Genomic DNA, 21253 nt, shown 5'->3' on the forward strand with positions numbered 1-21253 from the left:
GCGTCACCCGCACCACCGCTCGAAAGAGGTAGCCGCCATGGGTCGTCTGTTCGGAACCGACGGGGTCCGTGGCCTCGCCAACGCGGACATCACCGCCGACCTCGCTCTGCGCCTGGGCCGCGCGGGAGCTGCCGTGCTCGGCGCCTCGGCGACGCCGGTGTCCCCGGACGGGTCCGCCTCCCGACCCGTCGCCGTGGTCGGCCGTGACCCGCGGGCGAGCGGCGAGATGCTCGAAGCCGCCATCGTCGCCGGTCTCGCCTCGGCCGGCATGGACGTGCTGACCGTCGGCATCGTCCCCACCCCGGCGCTCGCGTACCTCACCGACGCCTACGACGCGGCGCTCGGCGTCATGATCAGCGCGTCGCACAACGCCATGCCCGACAACGGCATCAAGTTCTTCGCCGCCGGCGGACACAAACTGGACGACGAGCAGGAAGACCGCATCGAGGCCCTGCTGGGCGCCGCACCGACCGGGCCCACCGGCGCCGGGATCGGTCGCGTGCGCACCGCCCCCGACGGACTGTCCCGGTACGAGGACCACCTGGCCAAGACCGTGCCGACCACGCTCGACGGCATCACCGTCGTCGTCGACTGTGCCCACGGCGCGGCTTCCGCCGCGGCGCCCGACGCCTACCGCGCCGCCGGTGCGACCGTCGTCGCCGTGAACGCCGACCCGACCGGCCTGAACATCAACGACGGGTGCGGGTCCACCCATCTGGACGTGGTCCAGCGCGCCGTCCTCGAACATGGGGCCGACCTCGGCCTCGCGCACGACGGAGACGCCGACCGGTGCCTCGCCGTGGACGCGAACGGCGACGTGGTGGACGGCGACGCGATCATGGCGATCCTGGCCCTGGCGATGAAGGACGCGGGCACGCTGCCGCAGGACACCCTCGTCGCCACCGTCATGAGCAATCTCGGTCTGCACATCGCGATGCGCGAGGCGTCGATCACGGTGCGCACCACCGCCGTCGGCGACCGCTACGTGCTCGAGGAACTGCGGGCCGGTGACTACGGGCTCGGTGGCGAGCAGTCCGGCCACATCGTCATCCCGGCGTTCGGTACCACCGGCGACGGCGTTCTCACCGGGCTGCAGCTGATGAGCCGGATGGCCTCGACCGGGCGCACTCTGCGCGACCTCGCGTCGGTGATGCGAACCCTCCCGCAGACGTTGATCAACGTGCGGGTCGAGGACAAGCAGGCCGCGACCGCCGACGACGCCGTGACCGCGGCCGTCGCCGCCGCCGAGGCCGAACTGGGGGACCGGGGCCGGGTGCTGCTGCGTCCGTCGGGCACCGAGCAGCTGGTGCGCGTGATGGTCGAGGCGGGCGACACCGAGACCGCCGAGCGACTCGCCGGCCGAATCGCCGAGCGGGTCGCCGCCGTCGGTCGGTAGTCGACCGACGGCGACGCAGCCGGACCCGCGTCAGCCGATGAGCGACTTCAGCAGCTCGACCTGCTTCACTCGCCCGGCGCTGTCGGAGGCGATCGGGTGGATGTTCAGGGTGGTGGCACCCGCGGCCTCGAACGCGGCCAGGCGCTCCTTGACGAAGCTCTCGGTGCCGATCAGCGAGATCGACCGCACCAGCTCGTCGGGCACCGCCGCCGTGGCCTCTTCCTTCTTGCCGGCGAGGTACAGGTCCTGGATCTTCTCCGCCTCGGCCTCGTAGCCGTAGCGGACGGCCAGGTCGTTGTAGAAGTTCTTGCCCTTGGCGCCCATGCCGCCGACGTACAGCGCGAGCTGCGGCTTGATCCAGGGGAGGAACTGGTCGGCGTCGTCGCCGATGGCGACCGCGGGGCTCGCGTAGACGTCGAGGTCGCCGAGCGCGGGATCACGCTTGGCCTTGCCCGCGGCGAGCGACTCGCCCCAGACCGACTCGGCCTTCTCCGGGTGGAAGAAGATGGGCTCCCACCCCTGGGCGATCTCGGCCGTCAGGGCGACGTTCTTGGGTCCGAGCGAGGCGATGACGATCGGAATCGACTCACGCACAGGATGATTGATCAGCTTGAGCGGCTTGCCCAGCCCGGTGCCCTTCTCGGCCGGCAGCGGGATCTGGTAGTACTTGCCGTCGAACTGCACCTTCTCGCGGCGCCAGACCTGCCGGCAGATGTCGACGATCTCGCGGGTGCGCCCGAGCGGAGCGTCGTACTTCACGCCGTGGAAGCCCTCGATGACCTGCGGCCCCGACGCGCCGATGCCCATGACGAAGCGGCCACCGGACACGTAGTCCAGACCGGCCGCGGTCATGGCGAGCAGCGACGGGGTCCGGGTGTAGATCTGGAAGATGCCGGACGCCAGCTCGATGGTGGACGTCTTGGCGGCGAGGAAGCCGATCTGGCTGACCGCGTCGAACGAGTACGCCTCGGGAACGAACGCGATGTCCATTCCGGCCCGTTCGAGCGCGCCGACCTCCTCGACGGTCTCCTGGAAACCCCCCGAGTAGTTGAGTTGCATCCCGATTCGCATGAGTCTCCTCGACGTCGTCGCCGGTGTCTTCTCACCTGCACGTGGGTCGGACGTTACCGCCCGGTAGGCGTCGGTCGTGGCGGTGGTCCGACGACGGTGGAACCGATCCGGCCCCGGGCCGCGTCCAAGTTCGGTGGGCGGCCACCCGGGCGCCGGTGAGGACGGGGGACGGCGATGAGCGATCCGATGGCAATGGATGCGGACGCGACGGAGGCCGCGGCCCGCGCGATGGCGGAGTCGGTGAGCCGCGCGGAGGCGGCGGTGGCCCGGTTGTCGGCGCGGTCCTTCGACGCAGCGCACGGCGGTCGTGAATACGGAGCCCGCGCCGCGACCGTCGACGCCCGCCTCCGTGACCTGGCGAGCGGCCTCGACTCCTGGAACAGGGAAACGCGCGCGGCGGCGGACGCCGTGGCGGGAGCGGTCGGCGCGACCCGCGCCACCGACGCGTCCGGCGCGTCGGGTGTTGCGGCCGCCGGGGCCGGCCGATGACCGACCCGAGCTCCCTCGACGCCGTGCTCGACCGCGGCGCGTCCGGATTGCGATTCTTCGGCCGGGTGCTGCCCTGGCGCGATGCCGCCGGGGGTGCCGGCCCGTCGTATCTGGACCTCTGTGCGGCCTACGACATGCAACGCGGGCTCGAGCCGGACGCTCTGCGTGCGGACGGCGAGACCTGTCGCGCGGCCGCGACGTCGCTGCGCGAGGAACTGTCCGTCCGAGACCGGGCAATCGGAGCGCTGTCCGAAGCGTGGACGGGCGGCGCCGCGACGGCGGCGGGCGACGTGCTCACCGCTCAGTCGACGCGGGCAGGTGCCGATCTCGATCGGCTCGACCTCGCCGCGGCCGCGCTGGTCCGTGCCGCGGACGGGCTGCACGCGATCGTGGAGGACAAGGCGGTCGCGGCGGCCGACCACGATCGCCTCGACGTGGGCGGTCGCGCGATGGTCGACGCGGAGGCCACCGTGGCAGCCGCGACGCAGGACCCGTCGTCGTGGTCGGTGGACACGGTGTCGCGGCTCGCGGCCGTCGTGCCCGAGTTGGCGGCCATGGTCGCTCCCGGTGCCGGGGCGTTGTGGGAACGGCCGGACGTGGTCGAGGCCGTTCGCGCGCAGTGCCGCGAGTGGACGGACGACGTCTTCCTGCCGGCGGTCGACGAGGCCACGGCGAGCTTTCAGCGACTGTGCGAGGACACGCATCGAGCGGTCGGGCGCATCTTCGACGTGGTCGACACGGCGCTCGAGGGTGTGACCACGGACCCGTACCCGACCCCCGACGCGCCCGACGCGCCCGTACCCACGGCGCCGATTCCGCCCCCCGCGCCGATTCCGCCCACCGCGACCGGGCCGGCGAGCGCGACCGGGCCGGCGAGCGCGGGATCGGTGTGCGCGGTCGAGTCGCCGGATCCCCAGCCGGTGCCGACCCAGCCCGTCGCGACCCACCCGGCGGGTGCCGTGGCCGCCGCGGCATCGGAGGACCGATTCGCCGCCCTGGTGCGGTCGGCGGTGTCCGACGCGGTGACGGCGGTGCTCGACCGCGCCGAGATTGCGGACCACCCCGCCGAAACCACTCCGTGCCCGGCCGGGACCGCGCAGTACCCCGCCGACGCGGGGGCGCCCACCGGTGCAGCGTCCGAGACGGGTCGGCCCGAGATCGGTCGGCTCGAGGTCGGTCGGCTCGAGGTCGAGGGCGCGGGTCACCACATCCGGATCGAGGTGCACGCCGACGGATCCCTCGACGTCACCGCGGGCCCCACCGACGCCCCGAACGCCGACGAGCCACCTTCGACACCGACCGCGCCGGAGGACACGCCCGCGGCGGAGCTAGACGCGGAGGCCCCCGTCGAGACGCCGTCGCCGGCTCCCGACCAGCCCGTCGAGGCCGCCGAGGCCGAGGCCGCCGAGGCCGCGGCCCCCGAAGCGCCGCCGCCGCCGGATCAGCCGGAGGCGCCGTCCGGAGAGTGCGCGCCCGCCCCGATCGTCGAGGGTGCGCCGGCGGCCGCAGTCGCGCCCACCCGGCCCGCGCCCGAGCCCTCGCCAGCACCCGAGCCCGACCAGCCGCCGGCTCCGGTCGACGGCGTCCGGCCGGAACTGGCCGAGGCGGGACCGCTGTGAACGAGCGCACCGTGGCCGCGCTCATCGACGAGGTGGTCGCCGATCATCGACGCTCCACGGCGCGACTGCGGGAGCGGCTCCGCCGCGACGCGCAACGGGACACGGATCGGCGGGACCGGGTGCTCGGACCGCGGGGCGACGACATCCCGACGAGCCGACCCGGCATCGACCCCATTCTGCGTCCGGTGCGCGAGAAGCGGCCCACCGAGAACGGCGCCACCGCGAACGGCGCCACCGAGCACGGCACGCCCGAGGGTGATCCGCGCCCTGCTCAGCGCCCGGCGAGGTGGCTGAGCTGACGCAACGCGCCGCCCTTGGAGGGCGTGTCGACCATCGGCTCGTTCGGGTCCAGCACCCGCGTGCCCTTGAACTCGGCGTCGGGGTCGGAGAACGCCGCGTAGTCCTCGTGCCGGGCGAGGCGGTGCAGCAGGAAGCCGGTGAGGAGCGCCCGGACCGCCTTGCGGGTCTTGGGCTGGGCGTTGCCGACGCCGAAGAAGCTGGCGAGCTTGCGGCCCTCCACGATGCCGTCGCCGACCGACTTGTCGATCACCCGCAGGACGGTCGGTCCGCCGAGGGCGCCGGCGAGGGCCACGGGCTCGGCCGTCAGGGAGGTCAGTTCCGCCGGGGCGCCGATCACCAGCGCCGGTGCGGTGACGGCGTCGGCGATGCCGTCGGTCAGGACGCGCGGGCTGGTGGGGCCGGGGTACAGCGCACCCACCGCCCGGATGTCGGATCGTTGCGACGCGGCGAGGACAGCCGCGCCGGCGCCCATGGCGTGGCCGGCGACGGCGAGCTTGTCCGGGTGCACCGAGATGTCGCCGGTGCCGAGACGGATGCCCGCGCAGATGTCGAGCGCGACCGTCAGGTCGTGAGCGAGGGCGGCGTGGGAGGGCACCGGCCCGCGCTGCGTGTCGGGCGCCGCCACGACGAAGCCCCACGAGGCCAGATGCTTCAGCGTGGAGTCGTAGTTCTTCGACGACGACATCCACCCGTGGGCGAACGCCACGGCCGGCAGCGACGACCCTTCCTTGGGTGCGTAGATCACACCGGGCAGGCCGGCGAGCGCCATGTCACCGCGGACCACGCGATGCGGACCGGTTCTGGCGAGGTCGGTGACCAGCTTCTGCGTCTTCGGCACGTCGTCAACCGTATCCGAGCCCGCGCGGTGGAGGGGAGGGACTCGCGGTGGGTGGCCGGAGGGGGCACCGTGCCGACGTAGGCTGTCGCCCATGTGCGGAATCGTCGGGTACGTCGGACATCGGCCTGCGCTGCCGATCGTGGTGGATGCGCTGCGGCGGATGGAGTACCGGGGATACGACTCCGCCGGGGTCGCCGTGTTGAACGGCGAGGGCGGGATGGCCGTCGAACGCAAGGCCGGGAAGCTCTCCAATCTCGACGCCGAACTGGACGATCTCGGCCGCGACACCTTCGTCGGCACCACGGGAATGGGCCACACCCGCTGGGCCACCCACGGTCGCCCCACGGACCGCAACGCGCACCCGCACCGCAACGCCGACTCCACGATCGCCGTGGTGCACAACGGCATCATCGAGAACTTCTCCCCGCTGCGGGCCGAGTTGGAGGCGGAGGGCGTCGAGTTCGCGTCCGACACCGACACCGAGGTCGCCGTCCACCTGGTGGCGCAGGCGTACGCGCAGGGTCCGACGGCGGGGGACTTCGTCGAGAGCGCCCTCGCGGTCCTGCGTCGCCTCGAGGGGGCGTTCACCCTCGTCTTCACGCACGTCGATCACCCGGACACCATCGTGGCCGCACGCCGGTCGACGCCGTTGGTGGTGGGCGTCGGGCAGGACGAGACGTTCCTCGGCTCGGACGTGGCCGCGTTCATCGAGCACACGCGCGACGCGGTCGAGCTCGGTCAGGACCAGGTGGTGGTGATCACCGCCGACGGGTACTCGATCATGAACTTCGACGGGACCGAGGCACAGGGTCGTCCGTTCCGCATCGACTGGGATCTCGCCGCCGCCGAGAAGGGCGGCCACGACTACTTCATGCTCAAGGAGATCCAGGAGCAGCCGACCGCCGTCGCGGACACCCTGCTCGGGCACTTCGACAAGGGCCGCATCACGCTCGACGAGCAGCGTCTGTCCGACCAGGAACTGCGCGACGTCGACAAGGTCTTCGTGGTGGCGTGCGGGAGTGCCTACCACTCGGGGCTGGTGGCCAAGTACGCCATCGAGCACTGGACGCGTCTGCCCGTCGAGGTCGAGCTGGCCAGCGAGTTCCGCTACCGCGACCCGGTGCTGGACCGGTCCACGCTGGTGGTGGCCATCTCCCAGTCCGGCGAGACCGCGGACACCCTCGAGGCGGTCCGTCACGCCAAGGAGCAGAAGGCGCGCGTGCTGGCGGTGTGCAACACCAACGGCTCGCAGATTCCGCGCGAGGCCGACGCCGTGCTCTACACCAGGGCGGGACCGGAGATCGGCGTCGCGTCGACCAAGGCGTTCCTGGCGCAGGTCACCGCCAACTATCTGGTGGGCCTGGCGTTGGCGCAGGCGCGCGGGACCAAGTACCCGGACGAGGTGGCGCGCGAGTACCGCGACCTCGAGGCCATGCCGGACCTCGTCGCGAAGGTGCTCGAGACGGTGGAGCCGGTGCGGGCGCTGGCGCGGGAACTGGCGACGTCGCCGACGGTGCTGTTCCTGGGTCGGCACGTCGGGTACCCGGTGGCGCTCGAAGGTGCCCTCAAGCTCAAGGAACTGGCGTACATGCACGCCGAGGGCTTCGCCGCGGGTGAGCTCAAGCACGGCCCGATCGCGCTGATCGAGGACGGGTTGCCGGTGATCGTGGTGATGCCGTCGCCGAAGGGGCGGGCGGTGCTGCACTCGAAGCTGTTGAGCAACATCCGGGAGATCCAGGCGCGCGGGGCGCGCACGGTGGTCATCGCGGAGGAGGGCGACGAGACGGTGCGGCCGTACGCCGACCACCTGATCGAGATCCCGGCCGCGCCGACGCTGCTGCAGCCGCTGCTGTCGACGATCCCGCTGCAGGTGTTCGCGGCGGAGGTCGCGCAGGCGCGGGGGTACGACGTGGACAAGCCGCGGAACCTCGCCAAGTCGGTGACGGTCGAGTAGCGGAGCGGATCGACCCGACGGCGCAGTCGAGTAGCGGAGCGGATCGACCCGACGGCGCAGTCGAGTAGCGGAGCGAGGCTCAGCGGACGATGACGACCCCGGTCATGTTGGGGTGGACGGTGCAGAAGTAGTTGTAGGTGCCGGGGTCGTCGAAGGTCTGACTGAACTGGCCGGCCGCGATCATGGGGCTGTGCAGCAGGGACGACGCGTTGTCGATGCCGACGACGTTGTGGGCCATGCGGTCGTCGTCGAAGAACCAGGTGACGGTGTCGCCGGGGGAGATGGTGACGCTGGCGGGGCTGTAGGCCATGTCGGCGACGGTGACGACGTCGGGCCCGGTGGGGCGGTCGGCCGTCGGGGTGTCCTCGGTGCAGGCGGTGAGCGAGATCGCCAGCGCCGCCGCGGTTCCGAGGAGGGCGAGGCGGTGGCGGGACGTGTCGAAGCGGGCCATGTCTCCACGCTAGACCTCGTTACGGTGGGGGCATGGAGTACGTGTTCACCGCGGACGAGGCCCGGTCGCTGGAACGTCCCGTCGTCGCGGCGGCGCCCGAGTACGCGGTGATGAGGCGCGCGGCGTTCGGCCTGGCGGGGGTGGTCGCGGCCGAGTTGCGGGCGCGGTGCGGCGGGGTCGTCGGTCGGTCGGTGGGGTTGCTGGTCGGGTCGGGTGACAACGGCGGCGACGCGCTGTTCGCGGGCGCGGTACTGCGACGCCGTGGGGTGGCGGTCTCGGCGGTGCTGATCGCTCCCGACCGAGCTCATGGTGGTGGTCTGGCGGCGTTCCGGGCGGCGGGCGGTCGGGTGGTGCCGCGGTTGGGGGCGGTGGAACTGGTGGTCGACGGCATCGTCGGTCTGTCGGGACGCGGGGGCCTGCGCCCGGAGGCGGCCGAGCACGTGCGGCAGGTGACGGCGCCGATCGTCGCCGTGGATCTGCCGTCGGGCGTGGACGTCGACACCGGCGCGGCGGACGGGCCGGCGGTGTCCGCGGCGGTGACGGTGACGTTCGGCGTGCGCAAGCCGGTCCACGTGCTCGCGGCTCCGCGGTGCGGTCGGGTGGTGGTCGTCGACATCGGGCTGCCGGACGCGACGACCGAGCTGGCCTGCGCCACCGACGCCGAGGTGGGGGCGGTGTGGCCGGTGCCCGGCCCGCACGACGACAAGTACAGCCAGGGGGTCGTGGGCGTCCTGGCGGGCAGCGAGAAGTACCCGGGTGCGGGCGTGTTGTGTACCGGCGCGGCGGTGGCGGCGACGGCCGGCATGGTGCGGTACGTCGGGACGGGCGGCGCCGAGGTGCTCCACCGCTACCCGGAGGTGGTCACCGCTCGGTCGATCGACGAGTCCGGCCGCGTGCAGGCGTGGGTGGTGGGGCCGGGCTTCGGGACGGACGACGACGCCGCTCAGCGTCTCGCGGACATCCTCGCCACCGATCTGCCGGTGCTGGTCGATGCGGACGGTCTGACGGTTCTCGCGTCGCGACCCGACCTGATCGCCGGGCGCAGCGCACCCACCCTGCTCACCCCGCACGCCGGTGAGTTCGCCCGCCTGACGGGCTCGGACCCGGGCCCGGATCGGGTGGCGTCGGTGCGCGCGCTGGCCGCCGACCGCGGCGTGACCGTTCTGCTCAAGGGTCGCGCGACGCTGATCGCGCATCCCGACGGCCGGATGATGGTCGACGAGGCGGGCTCGTCGTGGTCGTCGACGGCGGGGTCCGGAGACGTGCTCGCGGGCATGGCGGGGGCGTTGCTGGCCGCCGGTCTGTCCCCGCTGGTCGCGGCCACGGCGGCGGCGCGGGCGCACTCGATCGCGGCGGCGCTGGCCGCGGCCGGGTCCGGTCGACCGGCGGCGGCGCCGATCTCGGCGTCGGTGCTGTTGGGCGCGGTGCGGGACGCCGTGGGGACCTTGCGGGCACGAGCGGGCGTGGCGGGAATGGCAGAATCACCGCGGTGAGCACCGCGATTCCGTCGGCCGGCACGACGGCCCGTCCGCAGGCCGAGGCGGTGATCGACCTCGACGCCGTGGCCCACAACGTGCGGGTGTTGACCGCTCGGGCGGGCTCGGCGGACGTGATGGCCGTGGTGAAGGCCGACGGGTACGCCCACGGTGCGGTGCCCGTCGCGCGCGCGGCGTTGGCGTCCGGGGCCGCCGAGCTCGGGGTGGCCACGGTGCGGGAAGCACTCGCCCTGCGGGCGGCCGGGATCGCGGCGCCCGTGCTGTGCTGGTTGCACGCGCCGGGTGCCGACTTCGGCGCGGCAATCGAGCACGACGTCGAGATCGCGGTGTCGACTCCCCGCCAGATCGCGGACGTCGCGGCGGCCGCCCGGGAACTCGGACGACGGGCGACGGTCAGCCTGAAGGTGGACACCGGCATGAACCGCGGGGGACTGGCGCCGGACGTGTTCGATGCGGCCCTCGACCTGCTCGCGGCCGAACGGGGCAGCCTGGACGTGCGCGGCGTGTTCTCCCACCTGGTCGCCGCCGACGAGCCGGGGGACCCGGTGACCGATCTGCAGAAGCGCCGTTTCGACGCCGCGGTCGACGCCATGGTGCGCGCGGGTGTCCCGCCGCGGGTGCGCCACCTCGCGAACTCCGCCGCCACGCTGCTGCGTCCCGATCTCGCCTACGACATGGTCCGCCCCGGCATCGCGGTGTACGGCCTGTCGCCGGCGCCGGAGGTCGGCGCGTTCGATCTGCGTCCGGTGATGACGCTGCGCGCGACGGTCGTCCTGCTCAAGCACGTGCCGGCCGGTGGGGGCGTCGGCTACGGGCACCGCTGGATCGCGCCGCGCGACACCGTCGTCGCGTTGCTGCCGATCGGGTACGCCGACGGGGTGGTCCGATCCCTGAGCAACCGCTACGAGGTCGCGATCCGCGGACGCCGCCACCCGGCGGTCGGCCGCGTGTCGATGGACCAGATCGTGATCGACGTCGGGCCGGGCACCGACGTCGAGGTCGGCGACGCGGCGTACCTGTTCGGTCCCGGAGACCACGGTGAGCCGACGGCGCAGGACTGGGCCGGCACCCTGAACACCATCGGGTACGAGGTGGTCACCGGCGTCCGCGGGCGCGTGGAACGCACGTATCGAGGTGGGGACGCGTGATCGGCGCGCGGATGGCCGGCATCGTGGGCGGCGCGGCGAGCATCGCGGCCGTGGCGGCCGTGGCCGGGATCGCCGCGGTGCGGCGCCGGGTCGGCGACCCCGTTCCCGGCGTCGACCGCGCTGCGGACTTCGAGACGGTCGAGTTCGACCGCGGCAGCATCGTCGCGGCGAGCGACGGTGTGCCGCTGGCCGTGCGGGAGGTGGGTCCGACGACGGCCCCTCTCACGGTGGTGTTCGTTCACGGGTACTGCCTGCGCACGGAGTGCTGGTACTTCCAGCGTCGGGACCTGGCCGCCCGGTGGGGCGACGACGTGCGCATGGTCTTCTACGACCAGCGCGGCCACGGACGGTCGGGCGACGTCGCGCCGGAGGACTGCGACATCCCCCGACTCGGCGCGGACGTCGCCGACGTGATCCGCGCCGTGGCGCCGACGGGGCCGGTGGTGCTGGTGGGTCACTCCATGGGCGGCATGTCGGTGCTCGCGGCCTGCCGACTGTTCCCCGACGCGGTGGCCGACCGCGTGGCGGGGGTGGCTCTGCTCTCGACCACCGCCGCGGGCATCGCGACCACGGGTCTCGGCCGGAACCTGCAGAACCCCGCGGTGGACGCGTTCCGGCTCGCGGTGCGCTCCGCCCCCGGTGTCGTGCAGATCGGGCGGGGCGCCGTCCGGTCGGTCGTCGCCCCGGTCCTGCGGGCGGCGTCGTTCGGGACGACCGTGTCTCCGGCTCTGGATGCATTCGCGGAACAGATGATCCACGACACGTCGGTGACCACGATGGTCAACTTCCTGAAGGCCCTCGAGCTGCACGACGAGCGGGCGGCGCTGCCGATCATCGCGGACGTGGCCACGCTGGTGCTGTGCGGCGACGACGACTGGGTGATCCCGTTCGACAAGTCCCGCGAGCTGTCCGAGATGCTGCCGCACGCGGAGATGGTGCAGGTGCGCCGAGCGGGTCACCTGGTCCAGTTGGAGTTCCCGGACGAGGTGAACGACGCACTGGACCGGCTCGTCGAGCGGGTGCGGAGCGGCAGGATCGACGCGACGCCGAGGAGGATCACGGTTGGGTGAGGCGGACACGGCGGTCCTCGAGACCGCCGAGGACACCGAGCAGCTGGGCGAGCGGCTGGCCGCCGAGCTCGCCGCGGGCGACGTGGTGGTGCTCGACGGCCCGCTGGGCGCGGGCAAGACGACCTTCACCAAGGGTCTCGCCCGCGGACTCGGTGTGGTCGGTCGGGTGAGCTCGCCGACGTTCATGATCGCGCGCACGCACCGCCCGGGATCGGACACGGGGGTGGGCCTGGTGCACGTCGACGCCTACCGGCTGGGGCTGGGGACCGGGGCGTCGGCGACGGACGAACTCGATGCGTTGGACCTGGACACCGAACTCGCCGATTCAGTGGTGGTGGTGGAGTGGGGTGAGGGGCTGGCCGACACGCTCGCCGATCGCCACCTCGTGGTTCGCCTCCGGCGGGAGCCGGAGTCCGACGTACGCACGGCCTCCTGGCACTGGACCCGCGGTCGCGCCGAGTAACCTGATCGTCCGTGATCGTTCTCGCCGTCGACACCTCCACACCCGCGGTGACCGCGGGTCTCGTGCGACTCGATGTCGACGGAGCCGCCGCTCCCGTCGCCCTCGCCACCCGGGTGACCGTCGATGCCCGCCTGCACGCCGAGGTGCTGACCCCGCAGATCGTCGAGTGCCTCGCCGAGGCCGGACTCCAGCCCTCCGACGTGGACGCCGTGGTGGTGGGAACCGGGCCGGGGCCGTTCACCGGCCTGCGCGTCGGGATGGCCACCGGCATGGCGTTCGCCGACGCCCTTGGCGTGCCGGTGCACGGGGTGGGCAGTCTGGACGCGATCGCCGCCGCCGTGCCCGGTGAGCGCGAGGTCCTCGTGGTGACCGACGCCCGTCGCCGCGAGGTCTACTGGGCTCGATTCTCGGCGGGTCGCCCGGTGGCGGGTCCGTCGGTGTCGGCTCCCGGCGACGTCGAGGTGGGGTCGGCCGAGGTGGTGGCGGGGTCCGCGTCGCACGTCGACATGGTGGATCTGCCCGTCGAGCCGGTCGAGAGTCCGTCGCCCGAGTCGCTGGTCGCGGTGGCGGCCGGCGCGATTCGACGTGGGGATCGGCCAGAGGAGCCGGTGCCGCAGTATCTCCGCCGGCCGGACGCCGTGGCCACGGCCGATCGTGCAGCCGTGGCCACGGCCGATCGTGCAGCCGTGGCCACGGCCGATCGTGCAGCCGTGGCCACGGCCGATCGGGCAGCGCGTTCGTGACGGTGATCGAACCGATGGTTCCGGCGGACGCGGCGCGGTGCGCCGAACTGGAGACCATCCTGTTTCCCGGTGACGGTCCCTGGCCCGAGGACGCGTTCCGCGACGAACTGCGGACTCCGCACGTGCGGTACCGCGTGGTGCGCGACGACGACGGCGGTGTGCTCGGTTACGCCGGAATCGCGCTGCTGGGAACGGGTTCCGGCGCCGAGGCGGAGATCCACACCATCGGGGTCGATCCGGCGGCGCAGGGGCGGGGGATCGGACGGGCGTTGCTCGCCGACGCCCTGGCCGCGGCCGACGCACACGGTGGGCCGGTGTTCCTCGAGGTCCGCACGGACAACGACGCCGCGTTGGGTCTCTATCGTTCGTCGGGTTTCGCGATCGTCGGAACCCGGCGTGGTTACTACCGCCCGTCGGGCGCGGACGCGTACACGATGCGCCGTGAGCCCGGTGGTCGACCGACGACGGAAGGATCCGACTCGTGATCGTCATGGGTATCGAGAGCTCCTGCGACGAAACAGGAGTCGGCATCGTGCGCTATCACGAGAGCGGTGCCGCGGCCGGGACGTGCGAGATGTTGGCCGACGAGGTCGCGTCGAGCGTCGACCAGCACGCGCGCTTCGGCGGGGTGGTGCCGGAGATCGCGTCGCGGGCGCACCTGGAGGCGATCGTGCCGACCATGCGGCGGGCGTTGGCGGCCGCGGACGTCGAGCGTCCGGACGCGGTGGCGGTGACCATCGGGCCGGGGCTGGCGGGGGCGTTGCTCGTGGGCGTCGCGGCGGCGAAAGCGTATGCGGCGGCGTGGGGTGTCCCGTTCTACGCGGTCAATCACCTGGGTGGGCACGTCGCGGTCGACACGCTCGAACACGGTCCGATGCCCGAGTGCGTGGCGCTGCTGGTCTCGGGTGGGCACACGCATCTGCTGGAGGTCTCGTCGCTCGCGGATCCGATCGTCGAGCTCGGCAGCACCGTCGACGATGCGGCGGGCGAGGCGTTCGACAAGGTCGCCCGTCTGCTCGGTCTCGGCTATCCCGGTGGCCCCGTGCTCGATCGCCTTGCGGCGCAGGGTGATCCGACCGCCATCGCATTCCCCCGCGGCATGACGGGGCCTCGCGACGCGCGCTACGACTTTTCCTTCTCCGGCCTGAAGACCGCCGTCGCGCGGTACGTGGAGAAGTCGGAACGGACCGGGACGCCGCTGGTGGTCGCAGACGTCGCGGCGTCGTTCCAGGAGGCGGTGGCGGACGTGTTGACGCTCAAGGCGATGCGGGCGCTCGAGGACCGGGGAATCGACACGCTGGTCCTGGGCGGGGGAGCGACGGCCAACTCCCGTATCCGGTCGCTCGCCGAGGAGCGGTGTGCCGCAGCGGGTGTCACGCTGCGCGTACCGACCCCGCGCCGGTGTACCGACAACGGCGTCATGATCGCCACCCTGGGCGCCCACGTCGCCGCGTCCGGGGCGGCGCCGTCGTCGCTCGGGGCGGCGACGGATCCGGGTCTGCCGGTGTCGACGTCGCTGGTGCCCTGACGGGCCCCGGTCAGGGAGCGGCGGTCGGCCCCGTCGATGAACTGGACCCCGTCGTGGCGGGCACCCCGTTCGGCTGCGGGAGGGGCGCGGGCGTCCCGACGTTCGGTACCGGTTCCGGTGCCGTCGTGGTCACGGGCGGCGTCGGAGACGGGGCCGTCTCGGGCCCCGGTGTCACCGGTGGTGTCGGACCTGCGTCGGGATCGGGCGTCGTGGTCGCGCCCGGCCACCAGGGCGGCAGTCCCGGCAGCCCCGGCAGTTCGATGATCGGCAGATCCGGTGCCGGACGCAGGCTGGGTGTGGTCGGCGTCGTGGACTCCGGCGCGGTCGTGGCCGGTGCAGTCGACGTCGGGGTCGACGGGGCCGTCGCCGCCGGGGGCGCCGTGTAGTCGTAGGTCGCGGTGGGCGCCGGGTATCGGGGCAGCGGGGGCGCCGTGGGCGCCGCCGGGTCCTCCCAGCCGCCGGTGAGCGCGGGCGGGGGCGCGGGCAGCGCGTCCGGTGTGGAGGTGGCGGGGACCGACTGCTCGCGCAGCCCCGTCGTGGCACCGGTGGTGACGGTGGCGTCGTCGATCGGGGTGAGGGCCTGCACGCCGTAGGCCAGCACCACCGCCAGCACCGCGCAGGCGACGGCCACCATGCCGGCGGTCCGGACGCCGGAGGTGGCGGGCGTGGCCGCGGCTCTGGTCGGGGCCGCGAGACGCCGGGCGAGCAGCGCCGCGCCCTTGGCCACCGCGGCGTCGGGCTCGGTGGTGGTGACCAGGGGAACGTCGACGGTGTCGGCGACCGCGTCGACGACGGCGGGCACGAACGCGCCGCCACCGATGACGGCAGCCGCGTCGGGCCGGGCGGCCGGGCCGTGCACGGTCACCGCGGTGTCGATCAGGTCGGTGATCGCGGCGCGGAACGCGAGCAGGGGTGCGGCCAGGGCCGTGTCGAGTTCGGCCCGCGTCACGGTGACGGTCTCCCCGCCGGGCAGCTCGACGCTGCTGCGGTCGGTCGACGACAGCTGTTCCTTGGCCGTGGTCAGGCGAGCGGCGACGAGGGTTCGGTCCAGCGCGCGCACGGTCTGCAGACGCGACTCGACCGTGGCGGCGAGGGCGCGATCGACGACGCGGCCGCTCATCGCGTCGGTCCGCGTGGACGCGCGCACGGTGCCGTCGACCTGGTCGACCACGCTGATGGTGCTGCCGGACGCGCCGACGTCGATCAGCAGGACGTGCCCGAAGCGAGCCACCTCGCCGGTGTGCCGCAGCCAGCAGAGAGCGGCGTCGACGTCGGTGACGAGGTTGTCGGCGGTCAGGGCGTCGTCGTGCCGACGCAGGGCCGTGAGCAACGGCCGCGTGCGTGACGACGGCCGGTGCGCGACGCCGATGCGCGGCCGGACCGTCTCGCCGTCGCGGACGAGGTGGTCGGTCGCGAGGGTGAGCGCGGTGGTGACGAGCTCCGCAGGATCGGACCGCACGCCGTCGACGGTGAGCATGCGGTAGTCGAACAGTTCGCGGCCGGTGTCTGTGGTGGTGAGGACGGCGGCGCACACCGCCTCCGAGCCCGCGGAGACGCCGAGGGTCACGTCGGGGACGGCGCGGTCGGACGGGTCGGTCCGCGGGGGTGTCCGGTCCATGTGCGCCTCCTCTCGGCGTGGTGTCGGTGCTCCGGGCGTACTCGGTGGTCTCGGCGTTCGAGCCCGGTTCCGCGCACGCCGACGAGACGTCGCGTGCGCCGTTATGGGAACGTTACCGAACTCGGCGCGAAATAGCGCGCCCGTTCTCCGACGTTGTGAGTGCCGACGGCGGGCAGAACCCGCCCCGACAGGCGGCTTCGTCGCCTCGAGAAAAAGGATGTGAGTGCGCGTGTCCGTGGTTCCGGAGCCCCGAGATCCCGAGTCGGCCCCGTTCGAGGTGGGCGTCACGACGTTCGCCGAGACCTACCCGGAAGAGGGCGTGGCGAATGTGCGCGGCCACGGACAGCGCCTGCGCGAGGTGGTGGAGGAGGCCGAGCTCGCCGACCGCATGGGTCTCGACGTCTACGGGGTGGGCGAACATCACCGGGAGGACTTCGCGGCCTCCGCCCCCGCCGTCGTGCTCGCCGCCATTGCGGCCCGCACGTCGCGCATCCGCCTGACCAGCGCGGTGACGGTGCTCAGCTCCGACGATCCGGTGCGCGTGTACCAGGACTTCGCGACACTCGACCAGCTCTCCTCGGGCCGCGCGGAGGTCATCGCCGGCCGCGGATCCTTCACCGAGTCGTTCCCGCTGTTCGGCTACCGCCTCGAGGACTACGACGAGCTGTTCGCCGAGAAACTCGATCTGCTGGTGGCGATCGCGAACTCCGACCGCGTCACCTGGAGCGGACGCCACCGTCCGGCCCTCGCCGATCAGCCCGTCCACCCCCGCGCGCAGCAGGATCCGCTGCCGGTGTGGGTCGGGGTGGGTGGCAATCCGCAGTCGGTGGTGCGCGCCGCGTCGTACGGCCTGCCCGTGGCGCTGGCCATCATCGGCGGCGAGCCGGCGCGGTTCGCGCCGTTCGGTGACCTGTATCGCCGGGCGCTCGACGAGTTCGGAAAGCCCCGCACGCCGCTCGCGGTGCACGCGCACGGCTACGTCGGGGACTCCGACGACGCCGCGGCCGACGAGTTCTTCGGCCCGTACCGCACCGCGATGTCCCACATCGGCCGCGAGCGCGGGTGGCCGCCGATCGGCCGCGGCCAGTTCGACGCGGCCCGCTCGCCGCAGGGGTCGCTGGTGCTCGGCTCGCCGGACACCGTGGCCGACAAGATCGTCACGATGTCCCGCCTGCTCGGGCTGGACCGGTTCATGCTGCACATCAGCGTGGGCACCCTGCCGCACGAGAAGGTGCTGCGCAGCATCGAGTTCCTCGGCACCGAGGTCGCGCCGCGCGTGCGGGAGCGGATGGCCGCGACATCGGGCAGTCGGAGAGGTTGAGTGCTGGCACTCGCATGTATAGAGTGCTAGACGACGCCAGGGTCCGTCGGCCCGGCACCCGCGACGACGGGACGGCGATCCACAGCGTCACGCAAGTGATCCTGCTCGCGCAGGTGGACATGAAGACACGACGGCCGAGGACGACCCTCGGCCGCGACACCGAACGTGTGAAAGTGGAGGGCTCATCGTGGCAGGCGTGAACATCAAGCCGCTCGAGGACAAGATCCTCGTCCAGGCCGTCGAGGCCGAGACGACGACCGCCTCCGGTCTGGTCATCCCCGACACGGCCAAGGAGAAGCCCCAGGAGGGCACCGTGGTCGCCGTCGGCGAAGGCCGCGTGACCGACAAGGGGAACCGCATCCCGGTCGACGTCAAGGAGGGTGACACCGTCATCTACTCCAAGTACGGCGGCACCGAGATCAAGTACGCCGGCGAGGAGTACCTGATCCTGTCCGCACGCGACGTGCTGGCAGTCATCTCCAAGTAAGCCCCACGCTCTCCGCCCCGGTGTCCCTCAGTGGCCCGGGGCGGCTTGCGTTACGTCCGACCGACGAGGAGCCGTCAGCCGTATGGCCAAGCAACTGGAATTCAACGAGGCTGCCCGGCGCAGCCTGGAGAAGGGCGTCGACAAGCTCGCCGACGCCGTCAAGGTCACACTCGGACCCCGCGGCCGCCACGTGGTGCTCGCGAAGGCGTTCGGAGGACCGACCGTCACCAACGACGGTGTCTCGATCGCCCGCGAGGTCGAGCTCGAGGACCCGTTCGAGAACCTCGGCGCGCAGCTGGTCAAGAGTGTCGCCACCAAGACCAACGACGTCGCCGGCGACGGCACCACCACCGCGACGGTGCTGGCTCAGGCGCTGGTGCGTCAGGGTCTGAAGAACGTCGCCGCGGGCGCCAACCCCATCGCACTGGGCGTCGGTATCACCAAGGCCGTCGAGCACGTCTCCGACGCGCTGCTCGCCGCGGCCGTGCCGGTCGAGGGCGAGACCTCCGTGGCGCAGGTCGCCACCGTGTCCTCGCGTGACGAGGTCATCGGACGGATGGTCGGCGAGGCGCTCGGCCGCGTCGGCGCCGACGGCGTCGTCACCGTCGAGGAGTCCAGCTCGCTGGTCTCCGAGCTGGTCGTGACCGAGGGCGTGCAGTTCGACAAGGGCTACCTCTCGCCCTACTTCGTCACCGACGCCGACAGCCAGGAAGCCGTCCTCGAGGACGCGCGCGTCCTGCTCTACCGCGACAAGATCGGCTCGCTGCCGGACTTCCTGCCGCTGCTCGAGAAGATCGCCGAGGCCGGCAAGCCCGTCCTCATCGTCGCGGAGGACGTCGAGGGCGAGGCCCTGTCCACCCTGGTGGTCAACTCCATCCGCAAGACGGTCAAGGCCGTCGCGGTCAAGGCTCCGTTCTTCGGTGACCGCCGCAAGGCGTTCCTCGAGGACCTCGCCGTCGTCACCGGCGGCACGGTGATCAACGCCGACCTGGGTCTGACCCTGAAGGACGCCGGACTGGACCTGCTCGGCACCGCCCGACGCGTCGTCGTCTCCAAGGACGAGACCACCATCGTCGAGGGCGCGGGCACCGCCGAGGCCATCGCCGACCGCGTCGCCCAGCTGCGTCGCGAGATCGAGGCCACCGACTCGGACTGGGACCGCGAGAAGCTCGAGGAGCGTTTGGCCAAGCTCGCCGGCGGCGTCGCCGTCATCAAGGTCGGCGCGGCCACCGAGACCGACCTCAAGGAGCGCAAGTTCCGCGTCGAGGACGCGGTGAACGCGGCCAAGGCGGCCGTCGAGGAGGGCATCGTCCCCGGCGGCGGCGCCGCTCTGGTCCACGCCTCGCGCGGTCTCGCGGGCGGCCTGGGCCTGACGGGCGACGAGGCCATCGGTGTCGAGGCCGTCCGCCTCGCCCTGCGGGCTCCGATGTTCTGGATCGCCTCCAACGCGGGCGTCGACGGATCCGTCGTCGTCGGCAAGCTCGCCGACGCCGAGGACACCACCGGCTTCAACGCCGCGACGCTCACCTACGGCGACCTGGTCGCCGAGGGCGTCATCGATCCGGTCAAGGTGACGCGGTCCGCCGTCGTCAACGCCGCGTCGGTGGCCAAGATGATCCTCACCACCGAGTCCACCGTCGTCGACAAGCCCGTCGAGGACGAGGGCGACGAGGGCCACGGACACGGCCACAGCCACTGATCGAGCGACCCGCTCGGCCCGAACACGACGAGACCTCACCGGATCCGATCCGGTGGGGTCTCGTCGTCGGGTGGGTCGGCCGGAAGGCCGCCGGTCAGGACGCGATGCGGCGACGTCCGCGCCGGGCCAGTGCGTCGCGCTCCGCCTCGCTCAGGCCGCCCCAGATGCCGTAGGGCTCGTTCACGGCCAGCGCGTGCAATCGGCACTGACGCAGCACCGGGCACTCACGGCACATCTCCTTCGCGCGCGCTTCACGCTGGGCGCGGGCACGTCCGCGCTCGCCGTCGGGATGGAAGAAGACGGACGAGTCGACGCCGCGGCACGCGCCGTGCATCTGCCAGTCCCAGACGTCGGCGTTGGGTCCGGGAAGGTTCTCGGGCTGGGGCATGGCGTCCTCCTGCGTCGGTGGTGACCGGTGGTGGGTCGGATCTCGCGTCATCGGCGGTCACCGGTCCCGGCGTGGCGTCCACCAGGACCAGAGCAACCGTACGAAGGGGTCCGAAAAGGCGTCAACAGTCCGGATTCGTGGTGATCTCCACAGTCCGAGGCCGAATTTCTTAACCTGCCCGTCACGTGCGTCCGGTCCCGCCGGTCCCGGGCGACGGTCGTAACGCGGCCGTCATCCGGGCGACCAGCGCGCGTTACCGACGGGCCCGCGGTGGGCCGTCACGCGCGATGTGAACAGTGGGAAAACTCTGCGTCGGGCGCACCGATAGCGTGGTTCCGGTGATCGAGACGAACGACGTCCGGGCGTGGCGTCGCGCCGTGGAACTCGGCGGCCTCGGCTGGTACGCGCGGGCGCGCGCCGACGCCGCCGCGCTGCGCCGCTCACCGGACGCCGTCGTGCGCTCGATGGCCGCGAGCCTCGACGCGTCGCTCGTCCGGCAGGGCGGCGACCACCGCCGCGCGGCCGTGCTCGACGGTCGCGCCGCGGCCGAGGTGGGACTGCGGACCGCGTCCCCGGCCGCCGTGGACGCGCTGGTCGGGCTCGCGGCGGACGCACTCGGGGTGGGCCGGTTGTCGACGTCGACCGCGCTGCTCACCCGGGCGGCCGCTCTGCTTGCGCGCTGCGAGCCGGCGGGGGAGTCGCCGCGGGCGGGTGTGCGCTACCGGTGGGTCCGTGCGGAGGTGGCCATGGCGTCGGGCGACGGCGCGGCCGCCGAGCGCTGGGCGCTGAGCGCGTCCGCCGCGGCCGACGCGCTCGACTCGCCGCGGCACCGGGTGAAGTCGGCGGTGGTGCGCACCGCCGCCGCCCTCGTGACCGGCCGAGACGGGGTGCGCGGAGACGCACGACGCGTCCGACGCGAGGCCGAGGACGGCGGGTTCCTGCCGTTGGCGTGGGCCGCCGCGGCGATCGGGGACGCCGCGGGCGACCCCCTCGCCGCGGCCGAGCGGGCCCGGCTCGCCGCGGTCCTGCGTGCCCGCGGCGGACCGTTCGACTGAGCGTGCGGGGAGTGCAGTGCGTCGAGCCCGCCGCGAAGCGGACTGTTCGGTCACACGAATTCTCGCGGTGACTATCCTGAGAGGGTTCCCGGTCGGCGGCACCGGTCGGGAAGCGCGTT

At 72.9% G+C, this 21253-nt stretch carries 21 protein-coding genes; 16 read left to right on the top strand and 5 right to left on the bottom strand.

What is annotated here, in order from left to right; genetic code table 11:
* Nucleotides 1-37 precede the first annotated feature (37 nt).
* Entirely contained in the window at nucleotides 38-1396 is a 1359-nt protein-coding gene (gene glmM, locus HQ603_RS03050; RefSeq protein ID WP_222682846.1) for a phosphoglucosamine mutase, read from the top strand.
* 30 nt (nucleotides 1397-1426) lie between these two features.
* On the opposite strand, the gene HQ603_RS03055 is transcribed toward glmM, so the two are convergent.
* Complete coding sequence (locus tag HQ603_RS03055; protein ID WP_222682847.1) at nucleotides 1427-2467, bottom strand: LLM class F420-dependent oxidoreductase; 1041 nt, start codon at nucleotides 2465-2467, stop codon at nucleotides 1427-1429.
* Nucleotides 2468-2641: 174 nt separating this feature from the next.
* On the opposite strand from HQ603_RS03055, the gene HQ603_RS03060 reads away from it, so the two are divergent.
* Genes HQ603_RS03060 through HQ603_RS03070 form a run of 3 tightly spaced genes read left to right on the top strand, consistent with a single transcriptional unit; the run spans nucleotide 2642 to nucleotide 4874 of the window.
* A complete protein-coding gene (locus tag HQ603_RS03060) occupies nucleotides 2642-2956 on the top strand; it encodes a hypothetical protein (RefSeq protein WP_222682848.1) in 315 nt (104 codons plus the stop codon).
* Nucleotides 2953-4575: a hypothetical protein gene (locus HQ603_RS03065; protein ID WP_222682849.1), complete on the top strand. Its 1623-nt coding sequence runs from the start codon at nucleotides 2953-2955 to the stop codon at nucleotides 4573-4575. Before HQ603_RS03060 ends, HQ603_RS03065 begins: the two co-directional genes overlap by 4 nt.
* Nucleotides 4572-4874, top strand: a complete 303-nt coding sequence (locus HQ603_RS03070; protein WP_222682850.1) for a hypothetical protein — start codon at nucleotides 4572-4574, stop codon at nucleotides 4872-4874. Before HQ603_RS03065 ends, HQ603_RS03070 begins: the two co-directional genes overlap by 4 nt.
* On the opposite strand, the gene HQ603_RS03075 is transcribed toward HQ603_RS03070, so the two are convergent.
* Entirely contained in the window at nucleotides 4847-5713 is an 867-nt protein-coding gene (locus HQ603_RS03075; RefSeq protein WP_308126335.1) for a poly(ethylene terephthalate) hydrolase family protein, read from the bottom strand. The genes HQ603_RS03070 and HQ603_RS03075 overlap by 28 nt on opposite strands.
* A 91-nt stretch (nucleotides 5714-5804) precedes the next feature.
* Here HQ603_RS03075 and glmS point away from each other — a divergent pair, with 91 nt between their 5' ends.
* Entirely contained in the window at nucleotides 5805-7667 is a 1863-nt protein-coding gene (gene glmS / locus HQ603_RS03080; protein ID WP_222682852.1) for a glutamine--fructose-6-phosphate transaminase (isomerizing), read from the top strand.
* A 79-nt stretch (nucleotides 7668-7746) separates the two neighbouring features.
* On the opposite strand, the gene HQ603_RS03085 is transcribed toward glmS, so the two are convergent.
* Entirely contained in the window at nucleotides 7747-8118 is a 372-nt protein-coding gene (locus HQ603_RS03085) for a plastocyanin/azurin family copper-binding protein (RefSeq protein ID WP_222682853.1), read from the bottom strand.
* 32 nt (nucleotides 8119-8150) lie between these two features.
* Between HQ603_RS03085 and HQ603_RS03090 the strand changes: the two genes are divergently transcribed.
* The 7 genes from HQ603_RS03090 to tsaD are packed head-to-tail and all read left to right on the top strand — an operon-like array spanning nucleotide 8151 to nucleotide 14566.
* Nucleotides 8151-9611 carry an NAD(P)H-hydrate dehydratase gene (locus HQ603_RS03090; protein WP_222682854.1) on the top strand — a complete coding sequence of 487 codons (1461 nt, stop codon included), beginning with the start codon at nucleotides 8151-8153 and terminating at the stop codon, nucleotides 9609-9611.
* Nucleotides 9599-10762, top strand: coding sequence for an alanine racemase (gene alr, locus HQ603_RS03095; RefSeq protein WP_371830962.1), 1164 nt, complete (start codon nucleotides 9599-9601; stop codon nucleotides 10760-10762). Before HQ603_RS03090 ends, alr begins: the two co-directional genes overlap by 13 nt.
* Before the next feature lie 11 nt (nucleotides 10763-10773).
* A complete protein-coding gene (locus HQ603_RS03100) occupies nucleotides 10774-11832 on the top strand; it encodes an alpha/beta fold hydrolase (RefSeq protein WP_222683238.1) in 1059 nt (352 codons plus the stop codon).
* Nucleotides 11825-12295: a tRNA (adenosine(37)-N6)-threonylcarbamoyltransferase complex ATPase subunit type 1 TsaE gene (gene tsaE, locus HQ603_RS03105; protein WP_222682856.1), complete on the top strand. Its 471-nt coding sequence runs from the start codon at nucleotides 11825-11827 to the stop codon at nucleotides 12293-12295. Before HQ603_RS03100 ends, tsaE begins: the two co-directional genes overlap by 8 nt.
* An 11-nt stretch (nucleotides 12296-12306) precedes the next feature.
* Complete coding sequence (gene tsaB / locus HQ603_RS03110) at nucleotides 12307-13038, top strand: tRNA (adenosine(37)-N6)-threonylcarbamoyltransferase complex dimerization subunit type 1 TsaB (RefSeq protein WP_222682857.1); 732 nt, start codon at nucleotides 12307-12309, stop codon at nucleotides 13036-13038.
* Nucleotides 13039-13052: 14 nt separating this feature from the next.
* The gene (rimI, locus tag HQ603_RS03115) at nucleotides 13053-13523 is read left to right on the top strand and encodes a ribosomal protein S18-alanine N-acetyltransferase (protein ID WP_222683239.1); all 471 of its coding nucleotides are present in this window, start codon (nucleotides 13053-13055) and stop codon (nucleotides 13521-13523) included.
* Complete coding sequence (gene tsaD, locus HQ603_RS03120) at nucleotides 13520-14566, top strand: tRNA (adenosine(37)-N6)-threonylcarbamoyltransferase complex transferase subunit TsaD (RefSeq protein WP_222682858.1); 1047 nt, start codon at nucleotides 13520-13522, stop codon at nucleotides 14564-14566. The genes rimI and tsaD overlap by 4 nt, the downstream gene beginning before the upstream one ends.
* Before the next feature lie 10 nt (nucleotides 14567-14576).
* Here tsaD and HQ603_RS03125 read toward each other — a convergent pair whose 3' ends face one another.
* Nucleotides 14577-16184 carry an Hsp70 family protein gene (locus HQ603_RS03125; protein ID WP_222682859.1) on the bottom strand — a complete coding sequence of 536 codons (1608 nt, stop codon included), beginning with the start codon at nucleotides 16182-16184 and terminating at the stop codon, nucleotides 14577-14579.
* A gap of 229 nt (nucleotides 16185-16413) precedes the next feature.
* On the opposite strand from HQ603_RS03125, the gene HQ603_RS03130 reads away from it, so the two are divergent.
* The 3 genes from HQ603_RS03130 to groL all read left to right on the top strand — a co-directional run bounded on the left by HQ603_RS03130 (nucleotide 16414) and on the right by groL (nucleotide 19691).
* Nucleotides 16414-17505, top strand: coding sequence for an LLM class flavin-dependent oxidoreductase (locus tag HQ603_RS03130; protein WP_308126336.1), 1092 nt, complete (start codon nucleotides 16414-16416; stop codon nucleotides 17503-17505).
* Between the two features lie 187 nt (nucleotides 17506-17692).
* Nucleotides 17693-17992 (top strand): co-chaperone GroES, encoded by a 300-nt coding sequence (groES, locus tag HQ603_RS03135; RefSeq protein WP_027503792.1) that lies wholly within the window; start codon nucleotides 17693-17695, stop codon nucleotides 17990-17992.
* A gap of 82 nt (nucleotides 17993-18074) precedes the next feature.
* Entirely contained in the window at nucleotides 18075-19691 is a 1617-nt protein-coding gene (gene groL, locus HQ603_RS03140; protein WP_222682860.1) for a chaperonin GroEL, read from the top strand.
* A 94-nt stretch (nucleotides 19692-19785) separates the two neighbouring features.
* On the opposite strand, the gene HQ603_RS03145 is transcribed toward groL, so the two are convergent.
* Nucleotides 19786-20079: a WhiB family transcriptional regulator gene (locus HQ603_RS03145; protein WP_222683242.1), complete on the bottom strand. Its 294-nt coding sequence runs from the start codon at nucleotides 20077-20079 to the stop codon at nucleotides 19786-19788.
* Between the two features lie 338 nt (nucleotides 20080-20417).
* Here HQ603_RS03145 and HQ603_RS03150 point away from each other — a divergent pair, with 338 nt between their 5' ends.
* Nucleotides 20418-21134 carry a hypothetical protein gene (locus HQ603_RS03150; RefSeq protein ID WP_222682861.1) on the top strand — a complete coding sequence of 239 codons (717 nt, stop codon included), beginning with the start codon at nucleotides 20418-20420 and terminating at the stop codon, nucleotides 21132-21134.
* Nucleotides 21135-21253 lie beyond the last annotated feature (119 nt).

This window comes from Rhodococcoides corynebacterioides (genome assembly GCF_019834675.1).
GTDB classification, from domain to species: domain Bacteria; phylum Actinomycetota; class Actinomycetes; order Mycobacteriales; family Mycobacteriaceae; genus Rhodococcoides; species Rhodococcoides corynebacterioides_A.

Excerpts from the sequence above, each read along its gene's own strand:
- HQ603_RS03090 (WP_222682854.1), top strand. The coding sequence starts at position 8,151 with ATGGAGTACGTGTTCACCGCGGACGAGGCCCGGTCGCTGGAACGTCCC.
- rimI (WP_222683239.1), top strand. The coding sequence starts at position 13,053 with ATGGTTCCGGCGGACGCGGCGCGGTGCGCCGAACTGGAGACCATCCTG.
- glmS (WP_222682852.1), top strand. The coding sequence starts at position 5,805 with ATGTGCGGAATCGTCGGGTACGTCGGACATCGGCCTGCGCTGCCGATC.
- HQ603_RS03100 (WP_222683238.1), top strand. The coding sequence starts at position 10,774 with ATGGCCGGCATCGTGGGCGGCGCGGCGAGCATCGCGGCCGTGGCGGCC.
- HQ603_RS03145 (WP_222683242.1), bottom strand. The coding sequence starts at position 20,079 with ATGCCCCAGCCCGAGAACCTTCCCGGACCCAACGCCGACGTCTGGGAC.
- groL (WP_222682860.1), top strand. The coding sequence starts at position 18,075 with ATGGCCAAGCAACTGGAATTCAACGAGGCTGCCCGGCGCAGCCTGGAG.
- glmM (WP_222682846.1), top strand. The coding sequence starts at position 38 with ATGGGTCGTCTGTTCGGAACCGACGGGGTCCGTGGCCTCGCCAACGCG.
- HQ603_RS03085 (WP_222682853.1), bottom strand. The coding sequence starts at position 8,118 with ATGGCCCGCTTCGACACGTCCCGCCACCGCCTCGCCCTCCTCGGAACC.
- HQ603_RS03065 (WP_222682849.1), top strand. The coding sequence starts at position 2,953 with ATGACCGACCCGAGCTCCCTCGACGCCGTGCTCGACCGCGGCGCGTCC.
- HQ603_RS03125 (WP_222682859.1), bottom strand. The coding sequence starts at position 16,184 with ATGGACCGGACACCCCCGCGGACCGACCCGTCCGACCGCGCCGTCCCC.
- HQ603_RS03060 (WP_222682848.1), top strand. The coding sequence starts at position 2,642 with ATGAGCGATCCGATGGCAATGGATGCGGACGCGACGGAGGCCGCGGCC.
- HQ603_RS03055 (WP_222682847.1), bottom strand. The coding sequence starts at position 2,467 with ATGCGAATCGGGATGCAACTCAACTACTCGGGGGGTTTCCAGGAGACC.